At 70.2% G+C, this 19,922-nt stretch carries 23 protein-coding genes, 1 tRNA gene and 1 other RNA gene; 9 read left to right on the top strand and 16 right to left on the bottom strand.

Annotated features, from left to right (window positions below):
* Positions 1-169: 169 nt before the first annotated feature.
* From fabF to ASD78_RS17060, 7 genes are all read right to left on the bottom strand, one after another.
* Positions 170-1,408, bottom strand: coding sequence for a beta-ketoacyl-ACP synthase II (gene fabF / locus ASD78_RS17090; protein ID WP_056103602.1), 1,239 nt, complete (start codon positions 1,406-1,408; stop codon positions 170-172).
* 162 nt (positions 1,409-1,570) lie between these two features.
* Positions 1,571-1,810: an acyl carrier protein gene (gene acpP, locus ASD78_RS17085; RefSeq protein ID WP_031373652.1), complete on the bottom strand. Its 240-nt coding sequence runs from the start codon at positions 1,808-1,810 to the stop codon at positions 1,571-1,573.
* A 117-nt stretch (positions 1,811-1,927) separates the two neighbouring features.
* A complete protein-coding gene (gene fabG / locus ASD78_RS17080) occupies positions 1,928-2,674 on the bottom strand; it encodes a 3-oxoacyl-ACP reductase FabG (protein WP_056103599.1) in 747 nt (248 codons plus the stop codon).
* Between the two features lie 104 nt (positions 2,675-2,778).
* Positions 2,779-3,726 (bottom strand): ACP S-malonyltransferase, encoded by a 948-nt coding sequence (gene fabD / locus ASD78_RS17075; RefSeq protein ID WP_056103597.1) that lies wholly within the window; start codon positions 3,724-3,726, stop codon positions 2,779-2,781.
* Between the two features lie 192 nt (positions 3,727-3,918).
* Complete coding sequence (locus ASD78_RS17070; RefSeq protein ID WP_056103595.1) at positions 3,919-4,914, bottom strand: beta-ketoacyl-ACP synthase III; 996 nt, start codon at positions 4,912-4,914, stop codon at positions 3,919-3,921.
* A gap of 181 nt (positions 4,915-5,095) precedes the next feature.
* Positions 5,096-5,290: a 50S ribosomal protein L32 gene (gene rpmF / locus ASD78_RS17065; RefSeq protein WP_055909694.1), complete on the bottom strand. Its 195-nt coding sequence runs from the start codon at positions 5,288-5,290 to the stop codon at positions 5,096-5,098.
* Positions 5,291-5,427: 137 nt separating this feature from the next.
* A complete protein-coding gene (locus ASD78_RS17060; RefSeq protein ID WP_056103592.1) occupies positions 5,428-5,955 on the bottom strand; it encodes a YceD family protein in 528 nt (175 codons plus the stop codon).
* A gap of 126 nt (positions 5,956-6,081) precedes the next feature.
* Here ASD78_RS17060 and ASD78_RS17055 point away from each other — a divergent pair, with 126 nt between their 5' ends.
* From ASD78_RS17055 to ASD78_RS17045, 3 genes are all read left to right on the top strand, one after another.
* Positions 6,082-6,447, top strand: coding sequence for a hypothetical protein (locus tag ASD78_RS17055; protein WP_055909690.1), 366 nt, complete (start codon positions 6,082-6,084; stop codon positions 6,445-6,447).
* 11 nt (positions 6,448-6,458) lie between these two features.
* On the top strand, positions 6,459-7,043 hold the full coding sequence (locus ASD78_RS17050; RefSeq protein ID WP_056103589.1) for a Maf family nucleotide pyrophosphatase: 585 nt from the start codon (positions 6,459-6,461) through the stop codon (positions 7,041-7,043).
* 105 nt (positions 7,044-7,148) lie between these two features.
* Complete coding sequence (locus ASD78_RS17045; protein ID WP_055909683.1) at positions 7,149-7,667, top strand: tetratricopeptide repeat protein; 519 nt, start codon at positions 7,149-7,151, stop codon at positions 7,665-7,667.
* Positions 7,668-7,716: 49 nt separating this feature from the next.
* Here ASD78_RS17045 and ASD78_RS17040 read toward each other — a convergent pair whose 3' ends face one another.
* A complete protein-coding gene (locus ASD78_RS17040) occupies positions 7,717-9,549 on the bottom strand; it encodes a glycosyltransferase family 39 protein (protein WP_056103874.1) in 1,833 nt (610 codons plus the stop codon).
* 191 nt (positions 9,550-9,740) lie between these two features.
* Between ASD78_RS17040 and ASD78_RS17035 the strand changes: the two genes are divergently transcribed.
* The 4 genes from ASD78_RS17035 to ASD78_RS17020 are packed head-to-tail and all read left to right on the top strand — an operon-like array spanning position 9,741 to position 14,130.
* Positions 9,741-10,694, top strand: coding sequence for an AAA family ATPase (locus ASD78_RS17035; RefSeq protein ID WP_055909680.1), 954 nt, complete (start codon positions 9,741-9,743; stop codon positions 10,692-10,694).
* Positions 10,695-10,698: 4 nt separating this feature from the next.
* On the top strand, positions 10,699-11,658 hold the full coding sequence (locus ASD78_RS17030; protein ID WP_056103586.1) for a DUF58 domain-containing protein: 960 nt from the start codon (positions 10,699-10,701) through the stop codon (positions 11,656-11,658).
* On the top strand, positions 11,651-13,633 hold the full coding sequence (locus ASD78_RS17025; protein ID WP_056103583.1) for a DUF3488 and transglutaminase-like domain-containing protein: 1,983 nt from the start codon (positions 11,651-11,653) through the stop codon (positions 13,631-13,633). Before ASD78_RS17030 ends, ASD78_RS17025 begins: the two co-directional genes overlap by 8 nt.
* Positions 13,630-14,130 carry a Slp family lipoprotein gene (locus ASD78_RS17020; protein ID WP_055909671.1) on the top strand — a complete coding sequence of 167 codons (501 nt, stop codon included), beginning with the start codon at positions 13,630-13,632 and terminating at the stop codon, positions 14,128-14,130. The genes ASD78_RS17025 and ASD78_RS17020 overlap by 4 nt, the downstream gene beginning before the upstream one ends.
* 202 nt (positions 14,131-14,332) lie before the next feature.
* Here ASD78_RS17020 and ASD78_RS17015 read toward each other — a convergent pair whose 3' ends face one another.
* From ASD78_RS17015 to dnaX, 5 genes are all read right to left on the bottom strand, one after another.
* Positions 14,333-14,686, bottom strand: a complete 354-nt coding sequence (locus ASD78_RS17015) for a histidine triad nucleotide-binding protein (RefSeq protein WP_055909666.1) — start codon at positions 14,684-14,686, stop codon at positions 14,333-14,335.
* Positions 14,687-14,712: 26 nt separating this feature from the next.
* Positions 14,713-15,312 (bottom strand): recombination mediator RecR, encoded by a 600-nt coding sequence (gene recR / locus ASD78_RS17010; RefSeq protein ID WP_056103581.1) that lies wholly within the window; start codon positions 15,310-15,312, stop codon positions 14,713-14,715.
* Between the two features lie 10 nt (positions 15,313-15,322).
* The gene (locus tag ASD78_RS17005) at positions 15,323-15,559 is read right to left on the bottom strand and encodes a hypothetical protein (protein ID WP_055909660.1); all 237 of its coding nucleotides are present in this window, start codon (positions 15,557-15,559) and stop codon (positions 15,323-15,325) included.
* 19 nt (positions 15,560-15,578) lie between these two features.
* A complete protein-coding gene (locus tag ASD78_RS17000) occupies positions 15,579-15,899 on the bottom strand; it encodes a YbaB/EbfC family nucleoid-associated protein (RefSeq protein ID WP_055909658.1) in 321 nt (106 codons plus the stop codon).
* Between the two features lie 105 nt (positions 15,900-16,004).
* Complete coding sequence (gene dnaX, locus ASD78_RS16995; protein WP_056103579.1) at positions 16,005-17,945, bottom strand: DNA polymerase III subunit gamma/tau; 1,941 nt, start codon at positions 17,943-17,945, stop codon at positions 16,005-16,007.
* 268 nt (positions 17,946-18,213) lie between these two features.
* On the opposite strand from dnaX, the gene ASD78_RS16990 reads away from it, so the two are divergent.
* Together ASD78_RS16990 and ffs are read left to right on the top strand one after the other, a co-directional pair.
* Positions 18,214-18,306 (top strand) — tRNA-Ser (locus ASD78_RS16990).
* 82 nt (positions 18,307-18,388) lie between these two features.
* Positions 18,389-18,485: signal recognition particle sRNA small type (gene ffs / locus ASD78_RS20240), an RNA gene on the top strand.
* Between the two features lie 214 nt (positions 18,486-18,699).
* Here the strand turns inward: ffs and ASD78_RS16985 are convergent.
* From ASD78_RS16985 to moaC, 3 genes are read right to left on the bottom strand one after another with little or no spacing between them, the layout of a single operon-like run.
* Positions 18,700-19,134 carry a molybdenum cofactor biosynthesis protein MoaE gene (locus tag ASD78_RS16985; protein ID WP_055909653.1) on the bottom strand — a complete coding sequence of 145 codons (435 nt, stop codon included), beginning with the start codon at positions 19,132-19,134 and terminating at the stop codon, positions 18,700-18,702.
* Between the two features lies 1 nt (position 19,135).
* On the bottom strand, positions 19,136-19,378 hold the full coding sequence (locus ASD78_RS16980) for a MoaD/ThiS family protein (RefSeq protein WP_056103576.1): 243 nt from the start codon (positions 19,376-19,378) through the stop codon (positions 19,136-19,138).
* Positions 19,375-19,887, bottom strand: coding sequence for a cyclic pyranopterin monophosphate synthase MoaC (moaC, locus tag ASD78_RS16975; RefSeq protein WP_056103575.1), 513 nt, complete (start codon positions 19,885-19,887; stop codon positions 19,375-19,377). Before moaC ends, ASD78_RS16980 begins: the two co-directional genes overlap by 4 nt.
* Positions 19,888-19,922: the final 35 nt, after the last annotated feature.

Below are 19,922 nucleotides of genomic sequence, written 5' to 3'. Positions count from 1 at the left end.
TGCGAGCTGGGGGTCGAATCGCGCGCGGAAGGAATCGGCGTGGGCCGCGATGCCTTGCCGGCCGGAAACCGATGGCGGCTTAGGTCGCTCCCGCAGGCGGATTCGGCCCGCGTACGACGATCGGACCGGCCGCATCGCGACCGGTCCGCCCTGCCCTGCGCGGTGCGGGTCAGATCCGCTTGAACACCAGGGTGCCGTTGGTGCCGCCGAAGCCGAAGCCGTTGGAGACGGCGACGTCGATCTTCTTCTCGCGCGCCACGTTGGGCACGTAGTCCAGGTCGCAGCCTTCGCCCGGCTGATCCAGGTTGATGGTCGGCGGGATGATGCCGTGGTGCAGCGCCAGCACCGAGTAGATCGCCTCGGCGCCGCCGGCCGCGCCCAGCAGGTGGCCGGTCATCGACTTGGTCGAGCTGACCATGGTCTTGTAGGCGTGGTCGCCGAGCGCGCGCTTGATCGCCAGGGTTTCGGCGACGTCGCCCAGCGGCGTCGAGGTGCCGTGGGCGTTGAGGTAGGCCACGTCCTCGGGGTTGATCCTGGCGTCCTTCAACGCCGCGGTCATGCAGCGCGCCGGGCCTTCGCCGTTCTCGCTGGGCGCGGTCATGTGGAAGGCGTCCGAGGTCGCGCCGAAGCCGGCCAGTTCGCAATAGATGCGCGCACCGCGCGCCTTGGCGCGTTCGTATTCCTCGAGCACCAGGATGCCGGCGCCGTCGCCGAGCACGAAGCCGTCGCGGTCCTTGTCCCAGGGCCGCGAGGCGCGGGTGGGATCGTCGTTGCGCGTCGACATCGCCTTCATCGAGCAGAAACCGCCGACCGAGGTCTGCGAGGCGCCGCGCTCGGCACCGCCGGCGATCATCACGTCGGCGTCGCCGTACTGGATCATGCGCATCGCCATGCCGATGGAATGGTTGGAGGTGGCGCAGGCCGAGACGGCGGAGAAATTGGGGCCCTTGATGCCGGTCAGCAGCGAGACCTGGCCGGGCAGCATGTTGATGATGGTGCTGGGCACGTAGAACGGCGAGATCTTGCGCGGGCCGCCCTCGTAATACTTGATGGTCTGCTCTTCGATGCCGAGCAGGCCGCCGATGCCCGAGCCGATCAGCGCGCCGATGCGCTCGGCGTTGGACTCGTCCACGACCAGGCCCGCGTCTTCCATCGCCATCATCGAGGCGGCGACGCCGTAGTGGATGAACTCGTCCATCTTCTTGGCGTCTTTCGGGCCGACCCACTTGCCGATGTCGAAGTCGCGGACTTCGCCGGCGATGCGGGTGGTGAAGTTCGACGCGTCGAACCAGGTGATCGGACCGATGCCGGAGCGGCCGTTGACGATCCCGTCCCAGTTGCTGGCCAGGTCGTTGCCGAGCGGGGAAACGATGCCGAGGCCGGTAATCACTACGCGACGGTTGGACATGGAGCACTCCGTACTGTTGATGCGACTGTTGACGCGGTTTTCGACGCTACGCCGGCGTATCCACCGGCCCTAAAAACGCGGGGCCGCAATGCGGCCCCGGTATGGTTTTGCCGGCAACGCCGACGGTCCGCTGGTACCGGCCGCCGCGCCGCCTTCGTCCGATTACGACTTGACGTGAGCCTTGACGTAATCGATCGCCTGCTGCACCGAGGTGATCTTCTCGGCCTCTTCGTCCGGGATCTCGCACTCGAACTCTTCTTCGAGGGCCATCACCAGCTCGACGGTGTCGAGCGAATCCGCGCCGAGGTCGTCGACGAACGAAGCGTTGTTGGTGACTTCTTCTTCCTTAACGCCAAGCTGTTCGACCACGATCTTCTTGACGCGTTCTTCGATGCTGCTCATGAGTTTGTGCTCCTCCCGTGAGGGGTTTTCGATGGAATAGTCTAATGGAATCGAGGGCGTTCGCGAGCATGCGCGAAACCCCTTTTGGTTCAATCGTTTACGCGTCGCAACGACGGCTCATGGCATGTACATGCCGCCGTTGACGTGCAGGGTCTCGCCGGTGATGTAGGCCGCCGAGGGGCCGGCCAGGAACGCCACCGCGCGGGCGATGTCGGCCGGTTCGCCGAAACGGCCCAACGCGATCTGGCCGAGCATCGCGTTTTTCGCGTCCTCGGGCAGCGAGCGGGTCATGTCGGTGTCGATGAAGCCGGGCGCGACCACATTGACGGTGATGCCGCGGCTGCCGATCTCGCGCGCCATCGACTTGCTGAAGGCGATGATGCCGGCCTTGGCCGCGGCGTAGTTGGCCTGGCCGGCGTTGCCGGTCACGCCGATCACCGAGGCGATATTGACGATGCGGCCCTTGCGCGCCTTCATCATCGAGCGCATCACCGCCTTGCTGGTGCGGAACACGCTGGTCAGGTTGGTGTCCAGGATCGCCTGCCAGTCCTCGTCCTTCATCCGCATCAGCAGGTTGTCGCGGGTGATGCCGGCGTTGTTGACCAGGATCGAGATGGCGCCGATGTCCTTGGCGATCGCGTCGAGCACCGCTTCGATCGAGGCGGCGTCGGCGACGTCGAGCTTGCGGCCGTGGCCGCCCTGCGCGGCCAGGCGCTCGCCGATCGCGGCGGCGCCGGCATCGCTGGTCGCGGTGCCGATCACGGTCGCGCCCTGCGCGGCCAGTTCGTCGGCAATGGCGGCGCCGATGCCGCGGCTGGCGCCGGTGACCAGGGCGATTTCGCCCGCGAGGGGTCCAGTGCTCATGTGTGCTCCGTTTCTACGGTTCGGTGCGTACGGTTCGGTGCGGCGTCGGCGCGATCATCGCCCGAAACGGGCGTATCGCGCAGCCGGCCCAACGAGGATAAGGGTCAGGCCTGCGGCCAGTCCGCCAGGGCGGCCTCGAAATCGCCGACCGTGCCCAGCGGGCGCGCGTCCAGCGACTTGTCGATGCGCTTGACCAGGCCGGCCAGGACCTTGCCCGGGCCGCATTCGGCGATGCGGGTCACGCCGCGCGCGGCCAGCGCCTGCACGCAGCCGGTCCACTGCACCGGCAGGTACAGCTGGCGCACCAGCGCGTCGCGGATCGCGTCGAGGCCGGCATGCGCCTGGGCGTCGACGTTCTGCACCACCGGCAGCTTCGGCGCGTGCCAGCTCAGGCCGGCCATCGCTTCGCCGAGGCGGTTGGCGGCGTCGCGCATCAGCGGCGTATGCGAGGGCACGCTGACGGCCAGCGTGACCGCCTTGCGCACGCCGCGTTCGGCGAGCTGGACCAGCGCGGCATCGACCGCGGCGGCGTGGCCGCCGATCACGATCTGGCCGGGCGAGTTGTAATTGGCCGGTACCACCACGTCCTTGCCGGACACGGCGGCGCAGACCTCCTGCACCAGCGCGTCCTCGGCGCCGAGCACCGCGGCCATGGCACCGGTGCCCGCGGGCGCCGCGTCCTGCATGAACTGGCCGCGCAGACGCACCAGGTGCGCGGCGTCCTTCAGCGACAGGGCGCCGGCCGCGACCAGCGCGGTGTACTCGCCCAGGCTGTGACCGGCCAGCAGCACCGGCTGCGCACCGCCCTGCGCCTGCCACAGGCGCCACACCGCCACGCCCGCGGCCAGCAGCGCCGGCTGGGTGTATTCGGTGCGGTTGAGCATTTCTTCCGGGCCGGCCTGGCTCAGCGCCCACAGATCGGTGGCCGCGCCGTCGCTGGCCTCGGCGAAGGTCTCGCGGATCAGCGGATGCAGCTCGGACAGCTCGGCGAGCATGCCCAGCGATTGCGAGCCCTGTCCGGGAAACACGAAGGCGAGGGAGTCGTGGCTCATCGAGTCGTGGCGCGAACGCCGGTCCAGTCCGAGTAAGGACCGGCATGATACGAGCGAAACCGCGTCATCGTCTGTACCCGCGCGTATCGTGACGCATTGCGACAGTTCCGATGACGCGAATCCGGACGCGCAAAAGCGAACGCGCCCGACGGTGCGGGCGCGTTCGTTGCGTTCGGCGATGGCCGGCGCGGGTCAGTAGCGCAGCAGCGCCGAACCCCAGGTGAAGCCGCCGCCGAAGGCCTCCAGCAGCACCAGCTGGCCGCGCTGCACGCGGCCGGAGCGCACCGCTTCGTCCAGCGCCAGCGGCACCGAGCCCGAAGAAGTGTTGCCGTGCTTGTCGACGGTGACGATCACCCGCTCCATCGGCATGTCCAGGCGCTTGGCCGTGGCTTCGATGATGCGCAGATTGGCTTGATGCGGGATCAGCCAGTCGATGTCGTGACGGTCCAGGCCGTTGGCGTCCAGGGTCTCTTCGACCACCGAATCCAGCGCCTTGACCGCGTGCTTGAAGACTTCGTTGCCGGTCATCAGCACCTTGACGCCGGCGTTGGGCTCGTCGAGCTTGAAGCCGGCCGAGACGCCGACCGGGTTCCACAGCAGCTCCTTCTTGCCGCCGTCGGCGTGCAGATGGGTGCTGAGGATGCCGGTTTCGCTGTCGGCCTTGAGCACCACCGCGCCGGCGCCGTCGCCGAACAGCACGCAGGTGCCGCGGTCGCTCCAGTCGATCATGCGGGTCAGGGTTTCCGCGCCGACCACCAGCACGGTCTTGGCCGCGCCGGACTGGATGAACTTGTCGGCCACGGTTAAGGCGTAGACGAAGCCCGAACAGGCGGCGTTGACGTCGAACGCGGCGCAGCCGTTGGCACCCAGGCGGTGCTGCAGCAGGCAGGCGGTGGACGGAAAAATCAGATCCGGCGTGGTCGTGCCGAGCACGATCAGGTCCAGGTCCTGCGGATCGACGCCGGCGGCTTCGAGCGCGCGCATCGAGGCGTGATACGCCAGATCGCAGGTGGTTTCGCCTTCGGCGACGATGTGGCGCTCGCGTATGCCGGTACGGGCCGCGATCCACTCGTCGCTGGTGTCGACCATCTTGGCGAGGTCGTCGTTGGTCAGGATCTTCTCCGGCAGATAGCTGCCGGTGCCCGCGATACGCGAATAGACCCTGTCTTGCTTGCGCTGCTCAGTCATCACCACTCCGCTGCGGAACCCTAGTCAGGCCCCTCTCGGGCCATTCCGCCAGACGCGCTGGCGGCGGAACCCCGCCGTGGCGGCCGCAGGTCCTCGTGCTGTGTGGTTCTAGCAGCGGCCGGATCGGCGACGGCCCCGCGCGCCGCCTGAGCGTGCGCGCGGCGCGACGGGCGACCGAAGATTACTCTTCGTCGGCGACCGTGGTCTGGGTGTTGATCACCTTCTTGCCGCGGTAGTAGCCGTCGGCGGTGACGTGGTGGCGGAGATGGGTTTCGCCGGTGGTCGGGTCGGTGGCCAGCTGCTTGCTGGTCAGCGCGTCGTGGGCGCGGCGCTGGCCGCGGCGGGACGGGGAAACGCGGGACTTCTGGACAGCCATGGTCTTGCTCCAAGAGAAACTGTGGAAACTGAAACTGTTAGGAACCGAAAGAGACGGATATTCGGATCAAAATTCGGATCAAAAGCGGGATTTGCCGGTGGTGCCCGGACGCGTGTTGCGAAGCGCGTCGCGATGGATCAGTTCGATTTGTTCTTCAACGTCGACAACGCCGCGAACGGATTGGCGCGTTCCTGTTCGGCCTCGGGGGCCGGCCAGTCCTGCTCCATCGCTTCCGTGCCAGGAGCCATCGGCACCACCGGAACGGCGAGGATGAGTTCGTCCTCGACCAGCTCGATGGTCCGCAGCTGGCCGTCTTCCGGCATCAGCAGCGGTTCGTAACCCGGCGGCAACCCGGCCTCGTCCGCTTCCTCGCGGATCAAGCCCAGGCGCTGCACGATCTGCACCGGCAGCAGGAACCGCTCCAGGCTGCGCTGGCACAGCAGCGGCAACGCCGTATCGATCTTCAGCTCGACGTAGGGCACCTGCAGCTCGTCGTTGGCGAAATCCAACGAGAACGTCACGTCACCCTCGGTATCGAGCAGACTGTCCTGCAGCCGCTTGAACGACGACAACGGCACGCGCCCCTCGACGCCGCGCCTTGCGGCTACCAGGCGCCAGGCATCGAGTACTTCGGGCACCCGCCCGGCTGGCACGTCCGCTGACATAAGCCGCGGAATGTTAGAGACCCAACCCCCTGATGTCAAACCGGAAAGCCAGACGGGGCGGGGATTTGCCGCCGGCGGGGCCGTCGGGTCAGACTCCGGATCTTCCCAGCGTTCAGCCGACCCGCCGTGTCCACCACCCTGACCTTGCTTCTGGTCGCGCTCGCGGCCGCCGTGGTCGCGTTCAGCTTGCGCCGCGCGGGCTCCGGCCGCCGCCAGCGCGCGGTGCGCGAACTGCTGGATGCCGCCGACGCCCTGGAGGCCCGCCTGCGCATGGCCCGGGCCGAGATCGAGGCGGTCGCCGGCGACCTGGCCCTGGACCCGGTCGGCGACGCCATGCGCGAAATGCTGCGCCAGCGCCTGTGGCTGCGCGACCACGGCGATTCGGCCAGCGTCGAGCAATTGGCCGAGGTGCGCCTGTCGATCGACACCGCGCGCGGCCGGATCGAGCAGCAGCTGTCGCAGATCGAGCGCGCCCGCGCGCCGCTGGCCTGAACGGCGCCACCATGAGCGCTCCCTCCCCGCTGGTCCTGGCCTCGACCTCGGCCTACCGGCGCGAGCTGCTGCAGCGCCTGCGCCTGCCCTTCGACTGCGCCCGCCCACAGGCCGACGAGACCCCGCGCCTGGGCGAGCCGCCGCCCGACCTGGCCGTGCGCCTGGCCCGGGCCAAGGCCGAAGACGTGGCCGGGCGTATGCCCGGGGCCTGGGTGCTGGGCTCGGACCAGGTCGCCGAGTTCGACGGCCGGCCGATCGGCAAGCCCGGCGACCGCGCCAACGCGATCGCGCAGCTGAGCGCGATGTCGGGCCGCGAGGTGCGATTCCAGACCGCGCTCTGCCTGGCCCGTGCCGATCGCGCGCCGCAGCAGGCCCTGGACCTGACCGTGGTGCGCTTCCGCGACCTGAGCCTGGCCGAGATCGAACGCTACGTCGACGCCGAGCAGCCCTACGACTGCGCTGGCAGTTTCAAGTCCGAAGGCCTGGGCATCGCCCTGTTCGAGGCGATCGACAGCCACGACCCCAGCGCCCTGATCGGTCTGCCGCTGATCGCGACCGCGCGCCTGCTGCGCGCGGCCGGCTACGCCCTGCCCTAGCCCTGCCCTGGCCCCACTCACGTTTCGCCGCATCACCGCATCGCAGGCCTGACGCGGCCGCGGCGCTTGGCTATGCTCGTCGGACTATCCAGGGGGAAAACCAGCATGAAGATTCGTACCGCAGCGGTCGCGGGGGTTCTGTTCGTCTCGGGCATCGCGGTCGGCTATGCCGCGCAGAAGGTCGCCAAGCCGGCCTACCACGGCCAGCCCAAGCAGGAAGCCGCCAAGGCCCTGCTGCAGACCGCCAGGACGCTGGCCGGCAAGGGCAGCTGGGAGCGCATCGCGGTCGGCCGGGTCTATTACCTCGGCGGGCTCAAGGCCGATGGCCAGGCAATCTTCGACGAGGTGCTCGCCGGCAAGGCCGAAGACACCGATTTCTACCGCATCGCCCGCGTCTACCGTGAAGCCGGCGAGTGGGACAAGGCCAAGGCCATGTTCGATCGCTATTTGAAGGACACCGACGACGATCAGACCAAGCTGGCCGAGATCGGCGCCTACTATCTGATGCAGGGCGATCGCGCGACCGCCGAGCGCATGTTCGATCAGTCGTTCAAGACCAAGCCGGAGTTGTGGGCCGCGGTGGCCGCAGCCGGCGGTTATCTCGACGTCGCGCCGCAGGAATAAGGGCCGCACCCGCGCGCCGACGCGGTCGCTCCGCGTCGGCGTCGCGCGCTCAGGGCGCCGCTGCGACGATCTCGATCGGTTGCTCCGACCAGGTCTCGACGCTGCCGTCGCGGCCGCGCAAACGCAGGCCCAGCCAATGCCGGCCCGGCCGCACGCTCGCATCCAGGGCCGCCTGCGCGGTGAAGCCCACCATGGGCTGCTGCGGATCGCGCGAGCGCGCCCAATAGGCCTGCACGTCCAGGCGCTCCAGACCGTAGCGCGCCTGCGCCAGCGGGCGGCCGTCCAAGGTGATCTCGACGCCGTCCAGGCCGACCCCGTCCTTGAACGCCCAGCCACGCAGCGCGAACGTGCGCCCGACTTGGGCGCGCGAAACCGGCGCATCGATCCAGGCCATCGCCGGTGTCGTGCAAGGGCCGCTGCGCGGGCGGTCCAGCGCGAACAACAGGAAACGCTGGCGGCCGTGATCGACGTTGAGCACGTCCGGCGCCGGCAGCGGACCGACCATCGCGCACAAGGCGTGGTAGCGGTCGAGCAGGTTCTTGTATTCGACCTCGCTGGCGCCGACCACCAGCAACACCGGCGCGTCGCCCCAATCGGCGCGGCCGGCGCTGCTCAGGCCCCACAGGCGCAATTGCGGCGCGCGCCCGTGCTTGCGATTGAGCGGATGGTCCAGCACCGCGATGCGCGGATCGCGCAGAGCGAAACCGAGTTCCGCGGCGACCTTGAAATTGTCCGCGACCAAGCGCGTGCCCGCCGGCATGCGCGTGCGCGCCGCCTGCACGCGCGCGGCGAGCTCGTCCCAACCGGCGAAGTTGCCCGGGTACCACTTCTCCGCAGCGCTGCGCGCACGCAACTCCGGCACCGACACCGCGACGTAGTAGCCCAGCATCGACAGCAGGCCCAGTGCAGCGGCGATCCAGGTGCCGCGCCGGGCCCAGCGCGGCCAGCCCGCGAGCACTGCCGGCAGCAGCGGCAGCAGGGCGAAATAGCCGGGCAAGGGCCAGTGGAAGCTGACCCGCTCGGTGTCGGCGAAGAAACCCAAGGCGAAGAAGCCCAGCACCAGCAAGCCGCCGAGCAAGGCGAAATAACGCGTGGCATGCGCCTGCGCGCCGCGCCCGCGCCAGGCCGCGACGGCCAGGGCCAGGAACAGCGGCGGCGTGACCAGCAGCGCCTGGATCGCGATGAACCACAGCCCGTCGGCATGGAAGGCCCAGGGGTGGCGGTCGACCAGCTGGAAGCGCAGGCCGGCCTCGGCGTTGGCGACGTTCCAGAACATCAGCGGCGCCCATGCCGAAGCGCCGATCGCGATCGCGGTCAACGTGCGCGCGTCGCGCAGGGCGCGGCGGCCATCGGCCAACATCAGCAAAGCCAGAAAGCCGACGCCGATCACGGCGATGAAACGATAGTGGCTGAGCGCGCCGATGCTCAGGCCGGCGGCCAGTTCCAGCGCGGCCGCCGAATCGACGCGACGCAACAGGCGCGCACCCGCGTCCATGCACAGCAGCGTCGCCAAGGCCATCGCCGCGTCCGGCAGCGCCAACAGCCCGAGCGTGCCGCCCAAGGGCAGTAGCAAGGCGAAGCACGCCGCCTGCCAACCGGCCTGCGCGCCGTACTCGCGCGCGGCGATGCGCTGCACCAGCAGCGGCAGTAGCGCGGCGATCAGCAGGAATGGCGCGCGCAAGGCCAGCGCGTGCTCGCCGCCGAGCGCCGTGCCGATGCGGGTGAGCCATGCGGTGAGCCCGGGCAGGTCCGAGTAGGCAGCGGCCGGATGCCGGCCCTCCCACCAATAGAAAGCTTCGTCGACGAACAGCGGCAGGCGCGCGGCGACCAGCAGCTTGAGCACGAGCACGACGGTCCACAGACCCCAAAAAGCGCGGCGCATCGCGTCGGCCTGATGTGCGTCGGCCTGGTTTGCATCCCGCATCGACTCGCGACCTCGCTACACTCTGATGGACTCGACTCGGACGGACGCCGCGCAGGAGCGCAGCGCCGGTCCGGCACCGGGCGGCGCCCGAACCACCTGCAGTTCGCGCCCATCCGGATTTTCGACGTGATCTTCAGGAGACGAGCACGATGGCGGCATCCCCCACGACGGCATCCATGCTAACCGATGGCCTGCGCAGCGCCCTCGATCGCGCGCAGGCGCAGGTCAACGGCCTGGTGCTGGGCAAGCCGCACGAAGTCCGGCTCGCGTTCGTCGCGCTGCTGTCCGACGGCCATCTGCTGATCGAAGACCTGCCCGGCCTGGGCAAGACCACGCTCGCGCATGCGCTGGCGGCGACGCTGGGCCTGGACTTCCAGCGCGTGCAGTTCACCTCCGACCTGCTGCCGGCGGACGTGCTCGGGGTGTCGGTGTTCGATCCGCAGGCGCGCAGCTTCCAGTTCCATCCCGGCCCGGTGTTCACCCAGGTGCTGCTGGCCGACGAAATCAACCGCGCGCCGCCGCGCACCCAGAGCGCGCTGCTGGAAGCCATGGCCGAACACCAGGTCACCGTCGACGGCACCACCCATCCGCTGCCGGATCCGTTCTTCGTCATCGCCACCCAGAACCCGGTCGATCTGGCCGGCACCTATCCGCTGCCGGACTCGCAACTCGATCGCTTCCTGCTGCGGCTGGCGCTGGGCTATCCCGGCGAAGCCGCCGAACGCGACCTGCTCGCCGGCGCCGATCGCCGCGACCTGATCGCCCAGACCATGCCGCTGCTGGGCAGCGACGACGTGCTGGCCGCGCGCCGCGCGGTGAACGCAGTGCATGCCAGCGATGCGCTGATCGGCTACGTGCAGGCACTGCTCGCGCGCAGCCGCCGCCATCCGGGGGTGCGCGTGGGTCTGTCGCCGCGCGCCGGCCTGGCCCTGCTGCGCGCCGCGCGCGCCTACGCCTTGCTGCTCGGTCGCGCGCATGTATTGCCGGAAGACGTGCAGGCGCTGTTCGCTTCGGTCGCCGCGCACCGCCTGGTCGCCGACGCCGATGCCGGCCACGACGGCGCGCTGGCCAAGGCGATCCTGCACGCGGTGCCGGTGGACTGAGCGCATGGCGCAGACTCCGCGACTGCGCGCGCGCCTGCGCAAGTTCGCGCGTCCGCGCGAACCCGAAGCCTTGCCCGCGTTGCTCCACCGCGGCCGCGTCTACGTGCTGCCGACCGGCTTCGGATTGTTCTTCGCGATCCTGCTGATGGCGATGCTGCTGGGCGCGCTGAACTACAACAACAACCCGGCCCTGCTGCTGGCGCTGTTGCTGTCCGGCGCCGGCCTGGCCAGTTTGATAGCAGCGCAGATGCAGCTGACCGGCCTGAGCGTGGTCGCGATCGACGCCGAACCGATCGCCGCCGGCCAGCCGCTGCGCGTACGCGTGCACGCCAAGGCGCCGCCCGAACGCGCGCGGCGCGGCCTGCGCGTCGACGACGACGGCGACTCCGACACCCTCGCTCCGCTGGACCTCGAAGCCGGCGGCGGCGAAGCCGAACTCGAATTCGCGACCCACCGCCGCGGCTGGTTCGACCTGCCGCGCTTGCGCGTATCGACCACCCGCCCGCTGGGCCTGGCGCGCGCCTGGGCCTACGTATGGCCCGACGCTCCGCTGTTGGTATACCCCGCGCCCGAGCCGCACGGCCCGCCGCTGCCCACCGGCAGCGGCGATCAGATCCAGGCCCGCCTGCATCCCAGCGGCGACGACGTCCATCATCTGCGCAGCTACCGCACCGGCGACGCGCGCCGCGCGATCGCCTGGAAACCCTCGGCGCGCCGCGATTCGCTGCTGGTGCGCGAGTACGAGCAACCGCTGGGCGCGGACGTGGTCCTGGATTGGCGCGCGGTGCTGCCGCTGGCTTACGAAGCGCGGATCGCGCGCCTGGCGCGCTGGATCGACGAAGCCGAACGCGACGGCCGCCGCTACCGCCTGATGCTGCCCGGCCAACCCGAACTGGGCCCGAGCAGCGGTTCCCAGCATCGTCATGCCTGCTTGCGCGCGCTGGCGCTGATGCCGCATGGCTAAGCCGTCCTCCATGCCGTTGGATGCGGCCAGCCGCCGCTGGACCCTGTCGACCGCAGCCGCCTGCATGCTGCCCCTGCTGTTGCAGCTGACGCCGCTGCTGGGCGGGCTGATCGTCCTGTGCGGGATCGCGATCGCGGCGCTGTCGTGGCGCCGCCCGCTCGACTTCGTGGTGCGCGCCTTGCTGGCGCTGGTGCTGATCGCCGCGGTGATGATGCAGATGAACTTCGGCCTCGGCCGCGACACCGGCTGCGCGCTGCTCGCGGCCATGCTCGCGATCAAGCCGGCCGAGACGTCGACCCTGCGCGATGCGCGCAGCCTGATCGGCTTCGCCCTGTTCGCGCCGTTCGGCACCTTCCTGCTCGACCAGGGCCCGCTGTCGCTGATCCTGGGCCTGATCGCGGCGCTGCTGGCCCTGGCGACCCTGCAGCGCCTGGCCGAATTCGAATCCGGCGAGCGCGTGCGCCGGCTCGGTCACTGGCAACGCCTGGCCGGGATCGCGCGCCTGGTCGCGATCGGCCTGCCGCTGGCGCTGGCGGCGTTCTGGCTGTTCCCGCGCCTGGGGGCGCCGCTGTGGGGCGTGCCCGACCGCTCGCTGAGCCGGCCGGGCCTGTCCGGCAGCATGACGCCCGGCGGCTGGGCCGAGCTGATGAACGACGAGACCCCGGCCCTGCGCGTGCGTTTCCACGGCGCGGTACCGCAGCCCTCGCAGATGTATTGGCGCGGCCCGGTGCTGTGGGACTTCGACGGCCGCGAATGGACCCAGCCGCGCTGGTACCGCGGCCTGCCGCCGGCGCAGACGCTCGCAGGCGGGACGCGCTGGGACTACGAACTCGAACTCGAACCCACCGACGGCCGCCAACTGGTCGCGCTGGACCTGCCGCTGGCGGCGCCGCCGGACACGCGGCTATCGATCGACCACGGCTTGTTCACCGCGCGGCCGTTGAACGCGCTGAGCCGCTGGCGGATCCGCTCGGCGCCGCCGCTGCGCTACCAGCCGCAACTGCAGGGCGTATTCCGCGCCGCCGCGCTGGACCTGCCCAAGGGCTACAACCCGCGCACCCTGGCCCTGGCGCAGCGCTGGCGCCGCGAGGCCGGCGGCAACGACGCCGCGCTGGTGCAACGCGCGCTGGACTGGGTCCATCGCGAGTTCGTCTACACCCTCGACACGCCCCTGCCCGGACGGCATTCGGTCGACGAGTTCCTGTTCGACTACAAGGCCGGCTACTGCGAACACTTCAGCTCCTCGTTCGTGGTGCTGATGCGCGGCGCGGGGATTCCGGCGCGCGTGGTCACCGGCTACGCCGGCGGCTACCGCAATCCGATCGGCGACTATTGGCTGGTGCGCCGTTCCGACGCCCACGCCTGGGCCGAAGTCTGGTTGCCGCAGCGCGGCTGGGTGCGCGTGGACCCGACCGCCGCGGTCGCCCCCGAACGCGTCTACGACACCCTCGCCGACCGCGCGCCGGGCGCCGGCCTGCTCGGCGGCCTGACCGTGGCGACCCCGATCTTCAACCTCGGCGACTGGGCCCGGCGCGGCTGGAACGACTTCGTGCTCGGCTTCGACGCCAACCGCCAGCAGAGCCTGCTGCGCCCGCTGGGCATCGACAGGCTCGACACGACGCGCTTGGTAGCCTTGTTCGGCGCAGCCGCCGGCCTGACCCTGCTGTGGATGGTCTGGCTCAGCAGCCGTGGCGAGCGCGAGCGCGACCCGGTCCTGCGCGCCTGGCACGCGCTCGGCCGTCGCTACCGCCGCCTGGGCCTGGCGCGCGAACCGCACGAGCCGGCCCAGGACTGGTCCGACCGGGTCGCACGCAGCCGCCCCGAGTTGGGTCCGGCGCTGGCGTCGCTCAGCCACCGTTTCGCCGATTGGCGGTACGCTGTAGCGGAACCCGGGCGGCGCGACGCCCGTGAAAAGCGCGATCTGATCAGGGCGCTGCGCGCGCATCGCCCGGGCCCCAATGGAGAAGGCCGATGAACGTCCGTCTTAACCCCCGCCTGGTACTGCTGGCCGCGAGCATCGGCCTGCTGACCGCCTGCGCGACCCAGCCGCAACCGCTGCAGGGCGCGTTCAATCCGATCACCCCGGCCGACGCCGTCGCCAACGACAGCACCGGCGCCACCGTGCGCTGGGGCGGCCGCGTGGTCGAAGTCGAACCGCAGGCCAACCGCACCTGCTTCGTGATGATCTCCACCCGCCTGGGCGGCAGCGGCCGACCGTATTGGGCCAACGACGACATCGGCGGCCGCTTCCTGGCCTGCCGCGCCGGCTTCTACGATCCAGCCCTGTTCGAGAAGAACCGCGAAGTGACCTTCACCGGCCGCATCAGCGGCTACGAGAACCGCCGCATCGGCCAGTACGACTACCGCTTCCCGATGGTCGACGCCGACGTGGTCTACCTGTGGCCGGTGCGCGAACAGGTCGACGTGGTGATGACGCGTCCGGCGCCGTGGCCGTGGTGGGGCTGGTGGTGAAAACGGCTGCACCTTGCCGATAACGAAAACGCCCGGGAAATCCCGGGCGTTTTTCGTTTGCGTCTCGGATCGGTGTTCACCGGCTGCGTTGCGGCCCTGACGGCGATGCCGCCTCCTGTGGGAGCGGCGTAAGCCGCGATCGTCATGCCGCCCATTCGCGTCGCGGCTTACGCCGCTCCCACATGCAGCCCGGATCCTCGCCTCAGCGCGGCGTACCGAAACGCCCGAGCTGGGCGCCGGCGAGCAGGTGCAGGTGGATCTGGAACACGGTCTGGCCGCCGTGGCCGTTGCAATTCATGACGATGCGGTAGCCGTCTTCGGCGAAGCCTTCGCGCTTGGCGTAGGCGGCCGCGGCGTGGGCCAGGCGACCGACCACGTCGGCCTGCTCGGGCTGCAGGTCGTTGAGCGTGGGCACGTGGGTCTTGGGCACGAACAGCACGTGCACCGGCGCCTGCGGCGCGATGTCGCGGAACGCGATCATGTGCTCGTCCTCGAAGACGACGTCGGCCGGGATTTCGCGGCGGATGATCTTGCCGAAGATGGTGGAGTCGGTCATGGCGGGTTCCTGGGGGTGATCGGGGCTCAGGGGCCCATCTCGCTGCGGCTGCCGAAGGCGTGCGACAAGGTGCCGCGGTCGACGTACTCGAGCTCGCCGCCCAGCGGCACGCCGTGGGCGAGCCGGCTCGGGCGCACGCCGTGCTGGCGCGCGAGCTGGGCCAGGTAATGCGCGGTGGCCTCGCCCTCGACGGTCGGGTTGGTGGCGATGATCAGTTCCTGGATCTCGCCCTCGGCCAGGCGCGCGCCCAGGCTGTCCAGGCCGAGCTCGCGCGGGCCGATGCCGTCGAGCGGGCTGAGCCGGCCCTGCAGCACGAAGTACAGGCCGCGGTAGCCGGTGGCCTGCTCGATCGCAAGGCGGTCGGCCGGCGATTCCACCGCGCACAGCAGGTGCGCGTCGCGCGCGGCGCTGGCGCAGGTCGCGCAGACCTCGGTCTCGCTGAAGTCGCGGCAGCGGCTGCAATGGCCGACCTTCTCGATCGCCTCAGCGAGCGCGCCCGACAGCCGCCGGCCGCCGGCGCGCTCGCGTTCGAGCACGTGGTAGGCCATGCGCTGGGCCGATTTCTGGCCCACCCCGGGCAGCACCCGGAAGGCCTCGATCAATTGCTCCAGCAAGGCGCTGCTCATGACGACTGCGTCACTCCGACGGCGTGAACGAGGTGCTGCGCGCGGTCGGCTCGCGGTTCATCGCGCGCACCACGTTGAGGCAGACGATCGCGCCCAGCAGCGGCAGCAGCCAGACGAAGGCCGACTGCAGGCCCTTCTGCGCGCCGGTCAGGTCCGGCTCGCGCCAGATCGCCCAGGTCGTGTACAGGTCCAGGCCGAGCAGGCCGGCCGCGACGACCGCGGCGGTGATTCCGAAATGCAGGTTCATGTCGACGTGTCCGAATGGCTCAGAACGGCATCTTCATGCCCGGCGGGATCGGCATGCCGGCGGTGGCGGCGGACATCTTGGCCTGCGACTCGGTGTTGACCTTGTTGACCGCGTCGTTGAACGCGGCGGCGATCAGGTCCTCGGCCATTTCCGGATCGGTCAGCACGCTGGGATCGATGCGCACCTTGCGGCACTCCATGCGGCCGGTGATGGTCACGCTGACCATGCCGCCGCCGGCGTTGCCGGTGACTTCGATCTTGGCCAGTTCTTCCTGAGCGCGCTGCACGTTTTCCTGCATCTTCTGCGCTTGCTGCATGAGTTGGGCGATATTGCCGCGCATGGTGTCCTGCCTGTTTCGTGGTGGTGGGGATAGCGCGGCGCGGGTGGACGCGGCGCGCTGCAAGGGGAAGCGATACAGCTGGAATAAGGCCGGCGGACGCCGACCTCAAGCCTCGTCGAAGGGACGGATCGAATCCGGCACGACCCGCGCGCCATGCTGCGAGATCAGGCGCTGCACGTCGGGATCGTTCATGAACGCGTCCTCGGCCGAGGCCTGGCGCTGGTCGCGCGCGCGCTCGTTGCGCTCGCGCAGCGATTCGCCGGCCTGGGCGGACTCGAAGCGGATCTGCGGCGCGCCGCCGAGCCGCGGCGCGAGCGCGTCGGCGACCATCTTGATCAGGGCCGGCGCCTGCAGGTGCTCGTCGGTGGCGGGCAGCGACAGCCGCAGCACGCCGTCGGCGTAACCGACGAAGCCGGCGTGTTCGGCCAGCAGGCGCGCCGGACCGCGCAGACCGCTGCCGGCGACCAGGTCGTGCCAGGCGTCGGCATCGGCGATGCCGGCGGCGCCCGAGCGCGGCGTGGCCGCTGCCGGCGGCGCGAAATAGTCGGGAGCGGATTCGCGCACGTCCTGCGCGGGACGCTCGGATTCCGGCGCGGATGCTGGGCGCCGCGGCGGCGCTGCCGGTTCGGCCCAGGGAACCTCGTCGCGTGCTGCTTCAATGCGTGCCGGTTCAACGCGAGCCGGCTCAACCCTCGGCGCCTCAACGCCCGAGGCGTCGGATCGCGGGGTTTCGACCGCACGCGGGGTTTCTGCACGCGGCGCTTCAGCCCAAGGCGCCTCGACTCGCGCCTCGACTCGTGGCGCAGTCGCGCGCACGGGCTCCAGCGCCGGCGCGGCAGCGACCGGCGCGGCGCGCGTCGGCGCCGACGGTGCGGCCAGCGCCGCGACGGCCGCGGCCGCCGCGGAACCGCGCGCCGTCTCGCCCGCGCCGGAGCCCGCAGGCGCGGCGCCGCGATTCTCGTCGCCGCCGGCCGGACGGAACGCCAGCATGCGCAGCACGCTCATCTCGAACCCGGCGCGCGGGCTGGGCGCCAGCGGGATGTCGCGGCGGCCGTTGAGCGCCATCTGGTACCACAGCTGCACCACCTCGGGCCGCAGCTGCGCGGCGAGCGCATCGACATCGACGCCGTCGGTGTCCATCGGCGCCTCCGGCACCAACTGGCGCACCTGCACGCGATGCAGGGCCTCGCCCAGGGTGTCGAGCACGCCGCCCCAGTCGGGCGAGAACTCGGCCAGCGCCGCGACCTCGGCAAGCAGGCCGGCGCCGTTGCCGTCGGCCAGCGCCTGCAGCAGCGCGCCGACGCGGGTGCGGTCGACGGTGCCGAGCATGGTCGCGACCGCAGCGTCGGTGAGCTGGCTGCCGGTATAGGCGATGGCCTGGTCCAGCAGCGACAAGCCGTCGCGCAGACTGCCGTCGGCGGCCTTGCTGAGCTGGCGGATCGCTCCGGGCTCGGCGGCGATGCCCTCGGCCTCGAGGATGCGGCCGATCTGGCCGCCGATCTGAGCTTCGTCCAGACGCTTGAGATTGAACTGCAGGCAGCGCGACAGCACCGTCACCGGCAGCTTCTGCGGATCGGTGGTCGCGAGCAGGAACTTCACATGCCCCGGCGGCTCTTCCAGCGTCTTCAGCAAGGCGTTGAAGGCCGACTTCGACAGCATGTGCACTTCGTCGATCAGGTAGACCTTGACCCGGCCACGGCTGGGCATGTACTGGGCGTTGTCGATCACCTCGCGCACATCGTCGACGCCGGTGTTGCTGGCGGCGTCGATCTCGAGCAGATCGATGAAGCGGCCGGCGTCGATGTCGCGGCAGGAATTGCACTCGCCGCAGGGGTCGGCCGAGGTGCCGCGCTCGCAGTTCAGGGATTTGGCGAAGATGCGCGCGATCGTGGTCTTGCCGACGCCGCGGGTGCCGGTGAACAGGAAGGCGTGGTGGACGCGACCGGTGTCGAGCGCATTGGTCAGGGCACGCACCACGTGCTCCTGCCCGACCAGCTCGGCGAAACGCTTGGGGCGCCATTTGCGGGCGAGGACGAGGTAGGACATCGGACCCTTTGGTTGCGTGTGCTGGACTTGGCTGCGTTGGACTTGCTGCGTTGGACCGGCTGCGTCGGACCGACCGCTTCGAAGCCGCTGCGCGCTGCCGGCGCGGCCCCTGCCGCAGCGGCCGGCGCAGCGCAGGAACGGATCGGGTCATTGTGCCACGCCCGTCCGCGACGGCCGCCACCGTATCGCCTCGACTTGTGGCAAACCGCCGCGACAGCTAGAATTCTCGGCCCTGAGCCCGACCGGACGTCGCTGTCGGCCCAGGCCCGGAGAGGTGTCCGAGTGGTTGAAGGAGCACGCCTGGAAAGTGTGTAAGCGTCTAAACCGCGCTTCGCGGGTTCGAATCCCGCTCTCTCCGCCAGATTCCGCAGTGTCCAGATCCACATCGTGCTGCCGCAGTCCGCAGCACGTCATGCGCAAGATGCGCACGTCCTATGGCGGCCCCGTCGGCCCCTCGCGACGCTAGGTCGAAAATCCCGCCAGGGCCGGAAGGCAGCAACGGTATCGACTGACGCGGGCGCCGAGGTCAGCCGGCGGGGCCGCCGCCTTTATGGCGCCGCCCCGCCCGTCCGGGCCGGTCCTGCCCCGCGAGCAAGGTCGCAGTCAGGGCCAGGGAAGCCGCCAGCCATCGCAGTCGCTTCGCACACCCTCTTCGCAATGAACCCAATCCCAGGCTTTGGGGTAGGAGCGGCGCAAGCCGCGACCGCGTCGCCGCAGCTACGGCGCGACCGCAACCGAAGACCGCGGCGACCCCCTACCCCTGCGCCCCCGGCGGTTCCGGATGCAGCCAGCCCGCATCGCCTTCGACATAGCGCTCGTGCTTCCAAATCGGCACCCGCGACTTGGTCTCGTCGATGATGTAGCGGCAGGCGGCGAACGCCGCATCGCGGTGCGCCGCGCTGACCCCGACCCAGACCGCGAGTTCGCCGACCCCGAGTTCGCCGACCCGGTGCACGCAACGCGCCTCGACGATGGCGAAATTCTGCAGCGCCTCGGCGACGATCTTCTCGCCTTCGCGCTCGGCCAGCAGCGCATAGCTTTCGTAGCGCAGGCCGGCCACCGCTCGTCCGGCGTGGTGATCGCGGACCCAGCCTTCGAAACTGGCGTAGGCGCCGGCTTCGTCGCGCATCATCCATTCGCGCGTGGCGGCCGGATCGAAGGCGGTTTCGGACAAACGGAAGCGCATCATCTCAGCCTCCCGACACCGGCGGGATGAAGGCGACCTCGCTGCCGGCGAGCGGCGCGTCGTCCCAGCGCGCGAACGCGCCGTCGACCGCGACCCGCAGGCGCTCGGCCGGCAGGGCGAAGCCGTAACGCTCGCGCAGGCCGTCGTACAGCGCAAGCAGATCGGCGGCATCGGTGTCCACGGCCTCGTCGGCGCGGCCGGCGGCGTCGCGCAGGCTGGCGAAGTACAGCACGGTGAGGCGGTTCATGCCGCGCTCCCGAAATCGCGCTTGCCGCCCGATTTGGCGACCAGCTTCGCCGGCCCCAGCACGATCCGGTGCGACAGCGCCTTGCACATGTCGTAGACGGTCAGCGCCGCGACGGTCGCGCCGGTCAGCGCTTCCATCTCGACGCCGGTGCGGTGAGTGGTGCGCACCGAGCAGTCGATCCGCAGCGAGTTCTCGTCGAACCAGTCGATCGCGATCCGGCAGCCGTCGATCGGCAGCGGATGGCAGAACGGAATCAGTTCGGCGGTGCGCTTGACCGCCATGGTGCCGGCCACGATCGCGGTATCGACGATGCCGCCCTTGGCGCTGCGCAAACCGCTGGCGCGCAACTGCGTGGCGACCGCCGCCGGAAACCGCACCCGGCACTCGGCGCGCGCCTCGCGCGCGGTCGCGGCCTTGGCCGAAACGTCGACCATGCTCGGCCGGCCGTCGGGGTCGAGGTGGGTCAGCGCGGGGCGCGCCTTGACCGGCTTGGCTTTGGAGGCTTTCAAAGAATCGGGCTCCGGCAGGACGCAAACGTCGCGCA

Origin of the sequence: Lysobacter sp. Root667 (assembly GCF_001427715.1) — a bacterium.
Classification (GTDB): domain Bacteria; phylum Pseudomonadota; class Gammaproteobacteria; order Xanthomonadales; family Xanthomonadaceae; genus Lysobacter.
The sequence above is the reverse complement of the archived record's forward strand: the minus strand, read 5'-3'. Positions and strand labels throughout refer to the sequence as shown.

What these genes read in the sequence shown, in the direction of transcription:
- fabD (WP_056103597.1), bottom strand. Translation starts at nt 3,726, where the DNA reads ATGAGCCACGACTCCCTCGCCTTCGTGTTTCCCGGACAGGGCTCGCAA.
- ASD78_RS17045 (WP_055909683.1), top strand. Translation starts at nt 7,149, where the DNA reads ATGAAGATTCGTACCGCAGCGGTCGCGGGGGTTCTGTTCGTCTCGGGC.
- ASD78_RS17050 (WP_056103589.1), top strand. Translation starts at nt 6,459, where the DNA reads ATGAGCGCTCCCTCCCCGCTGGTCCTGGCCTCGACCTCGGCCTACCGG.
- rpmF (WP_055909694.1), bottom strand. Translation starts at nt 5,290, where the DNA reads ATGGCTGTCCAGAAGTCCCGCGTTTCCCCGTCCCGCCGCGGCCAGCGC.
- ASD78_RS17035 (WP_055909680.1), top strand. Translation starts at nt 9,741, where the DNA reads ATGGCGGCATCCCCCACGACGGCATCCATGCTAACCGATGGCCTGCGC.
- ASD78_RS17000 (WP_055909658.1), bottom strand. Translation starts at nt 15,899, where the DNA reads ATGCGCGGCAATATCGCCCAACTCATGCAGCAAGCGCAGAAGATGCAG.
- ASD78_RS17070 (WP_056103595.1), bottom strand. Translation starts at nt 4,914, where the DNA reads ATGACTGAGCAGCGCAAGCAAGACAGGGTCTATTCGCGTATCGCGGGC.
- dnaX (WP_056103579.1), bottom strand. Translation starts at nt 17,945, where the DNA reads ATGTCCTACCTCGTCCTCGCCCGCAAATGGCGCCCCAAGCGTTTCGCC.
- ASD78_RS16980 (WP_056103576.1), bottom strand. Translation starts at nt 19,378, where the DNA reads ATGAACCGCCTCACCGTGCTGTACTTCGCCAGCCTGCGCGACGCCGCC.
- ASD78_RS17020 (WP_055909671.1), top strand. Translation starts at nt 13,630, where the DNA reads ATGAACGTCCGTCTTAACCCCCGCCTGGTACTGCTGGCCGCGAGCATC.
- recR (WP_056103581.1), bottom strand. Translation starts at nt 15,312, where the DNA reads ATGAGCAGCGCCTTGCTGGAGCAATTGATCGAGGCCTTCCGGGTGCTG.
- ASD78_RS17005 (WP_055909660.1), bottom strand. Translation starts at nt 15,559, where the DNA reads ATGAACCTGCATTTCGGAATCACCGCCGCGGTCGTCGCGGCCGGCCTG.
- ASD78_RS17030 (WP_056103586.1), top strand. Translation starts at nt 10,699, where the DNA reads ATGGCGCAGACTCCGCGACTGCGCGCGCGCCTGCGCAAGTTCGCGCGT.
- ASD78_RS17060 (WP_056103592.1), bottom strand. Translation starts at nt 5,955, where the DNA reads ATGTCAGCGGACGTGCCAGCCGGGCGGGTGCCCGAAGTACTCGATGCC.
- fabG (WP_056103599.1), bottom strand. Translation starts at nt 2,674, where the DNA reads ATGAGCACTGGACCCCTCGCGGGCGAAATCGCCCTGGTCACCGGCGCC.
- ASD78_RS16985 (WP_055909653.1), bottom strand. Translation starts at nt 19,134, where the DNA reads ATGATGCGCTTCCGTTTGTCCGAAACCGCCTTCGATCCGGCCGCCACG.
- ASD78_RS17040 (WP_056103874.1), bottom strand. Translation starts at nt 9,549, where the DNA reads ATGCGCCGCGCTTTTTGGGGTCTGTGGACCGTCGTGCTCGTGCTCAAG.
- ASD78_RS17025 (WP_056103583.1), top strand. Translation starts at nt 11,651, where the DNA reads ATGGCTAAGCCGTCCTCCATGCCGTTGGATGCGGCCAGCCGCCGCTGG.
- fabF (WP_056103602.1), bottom strand. Translation starts at nt 1,408, where the DNA reads ATGTCCAACCGTCGCGTAGTGATTACCGGCCTCGGCATCGTTTCCCCG.
- ASD78_RS17015 (WP_055909666.1), bottom strand. Translation starts at nt 14,686, where the DNA reads ATGACCGACTCCACCATCTTCGGCAAGATCATCCGCCGCGAAATCCCG.
- acpP (WP_031373652.1), bottom strand. Translation starts at nt 1,810, where the DNA reads ATGAGCAGCATCGAAGAACGCGTCAAGAAGATCGTGGTCGAACAGCTT.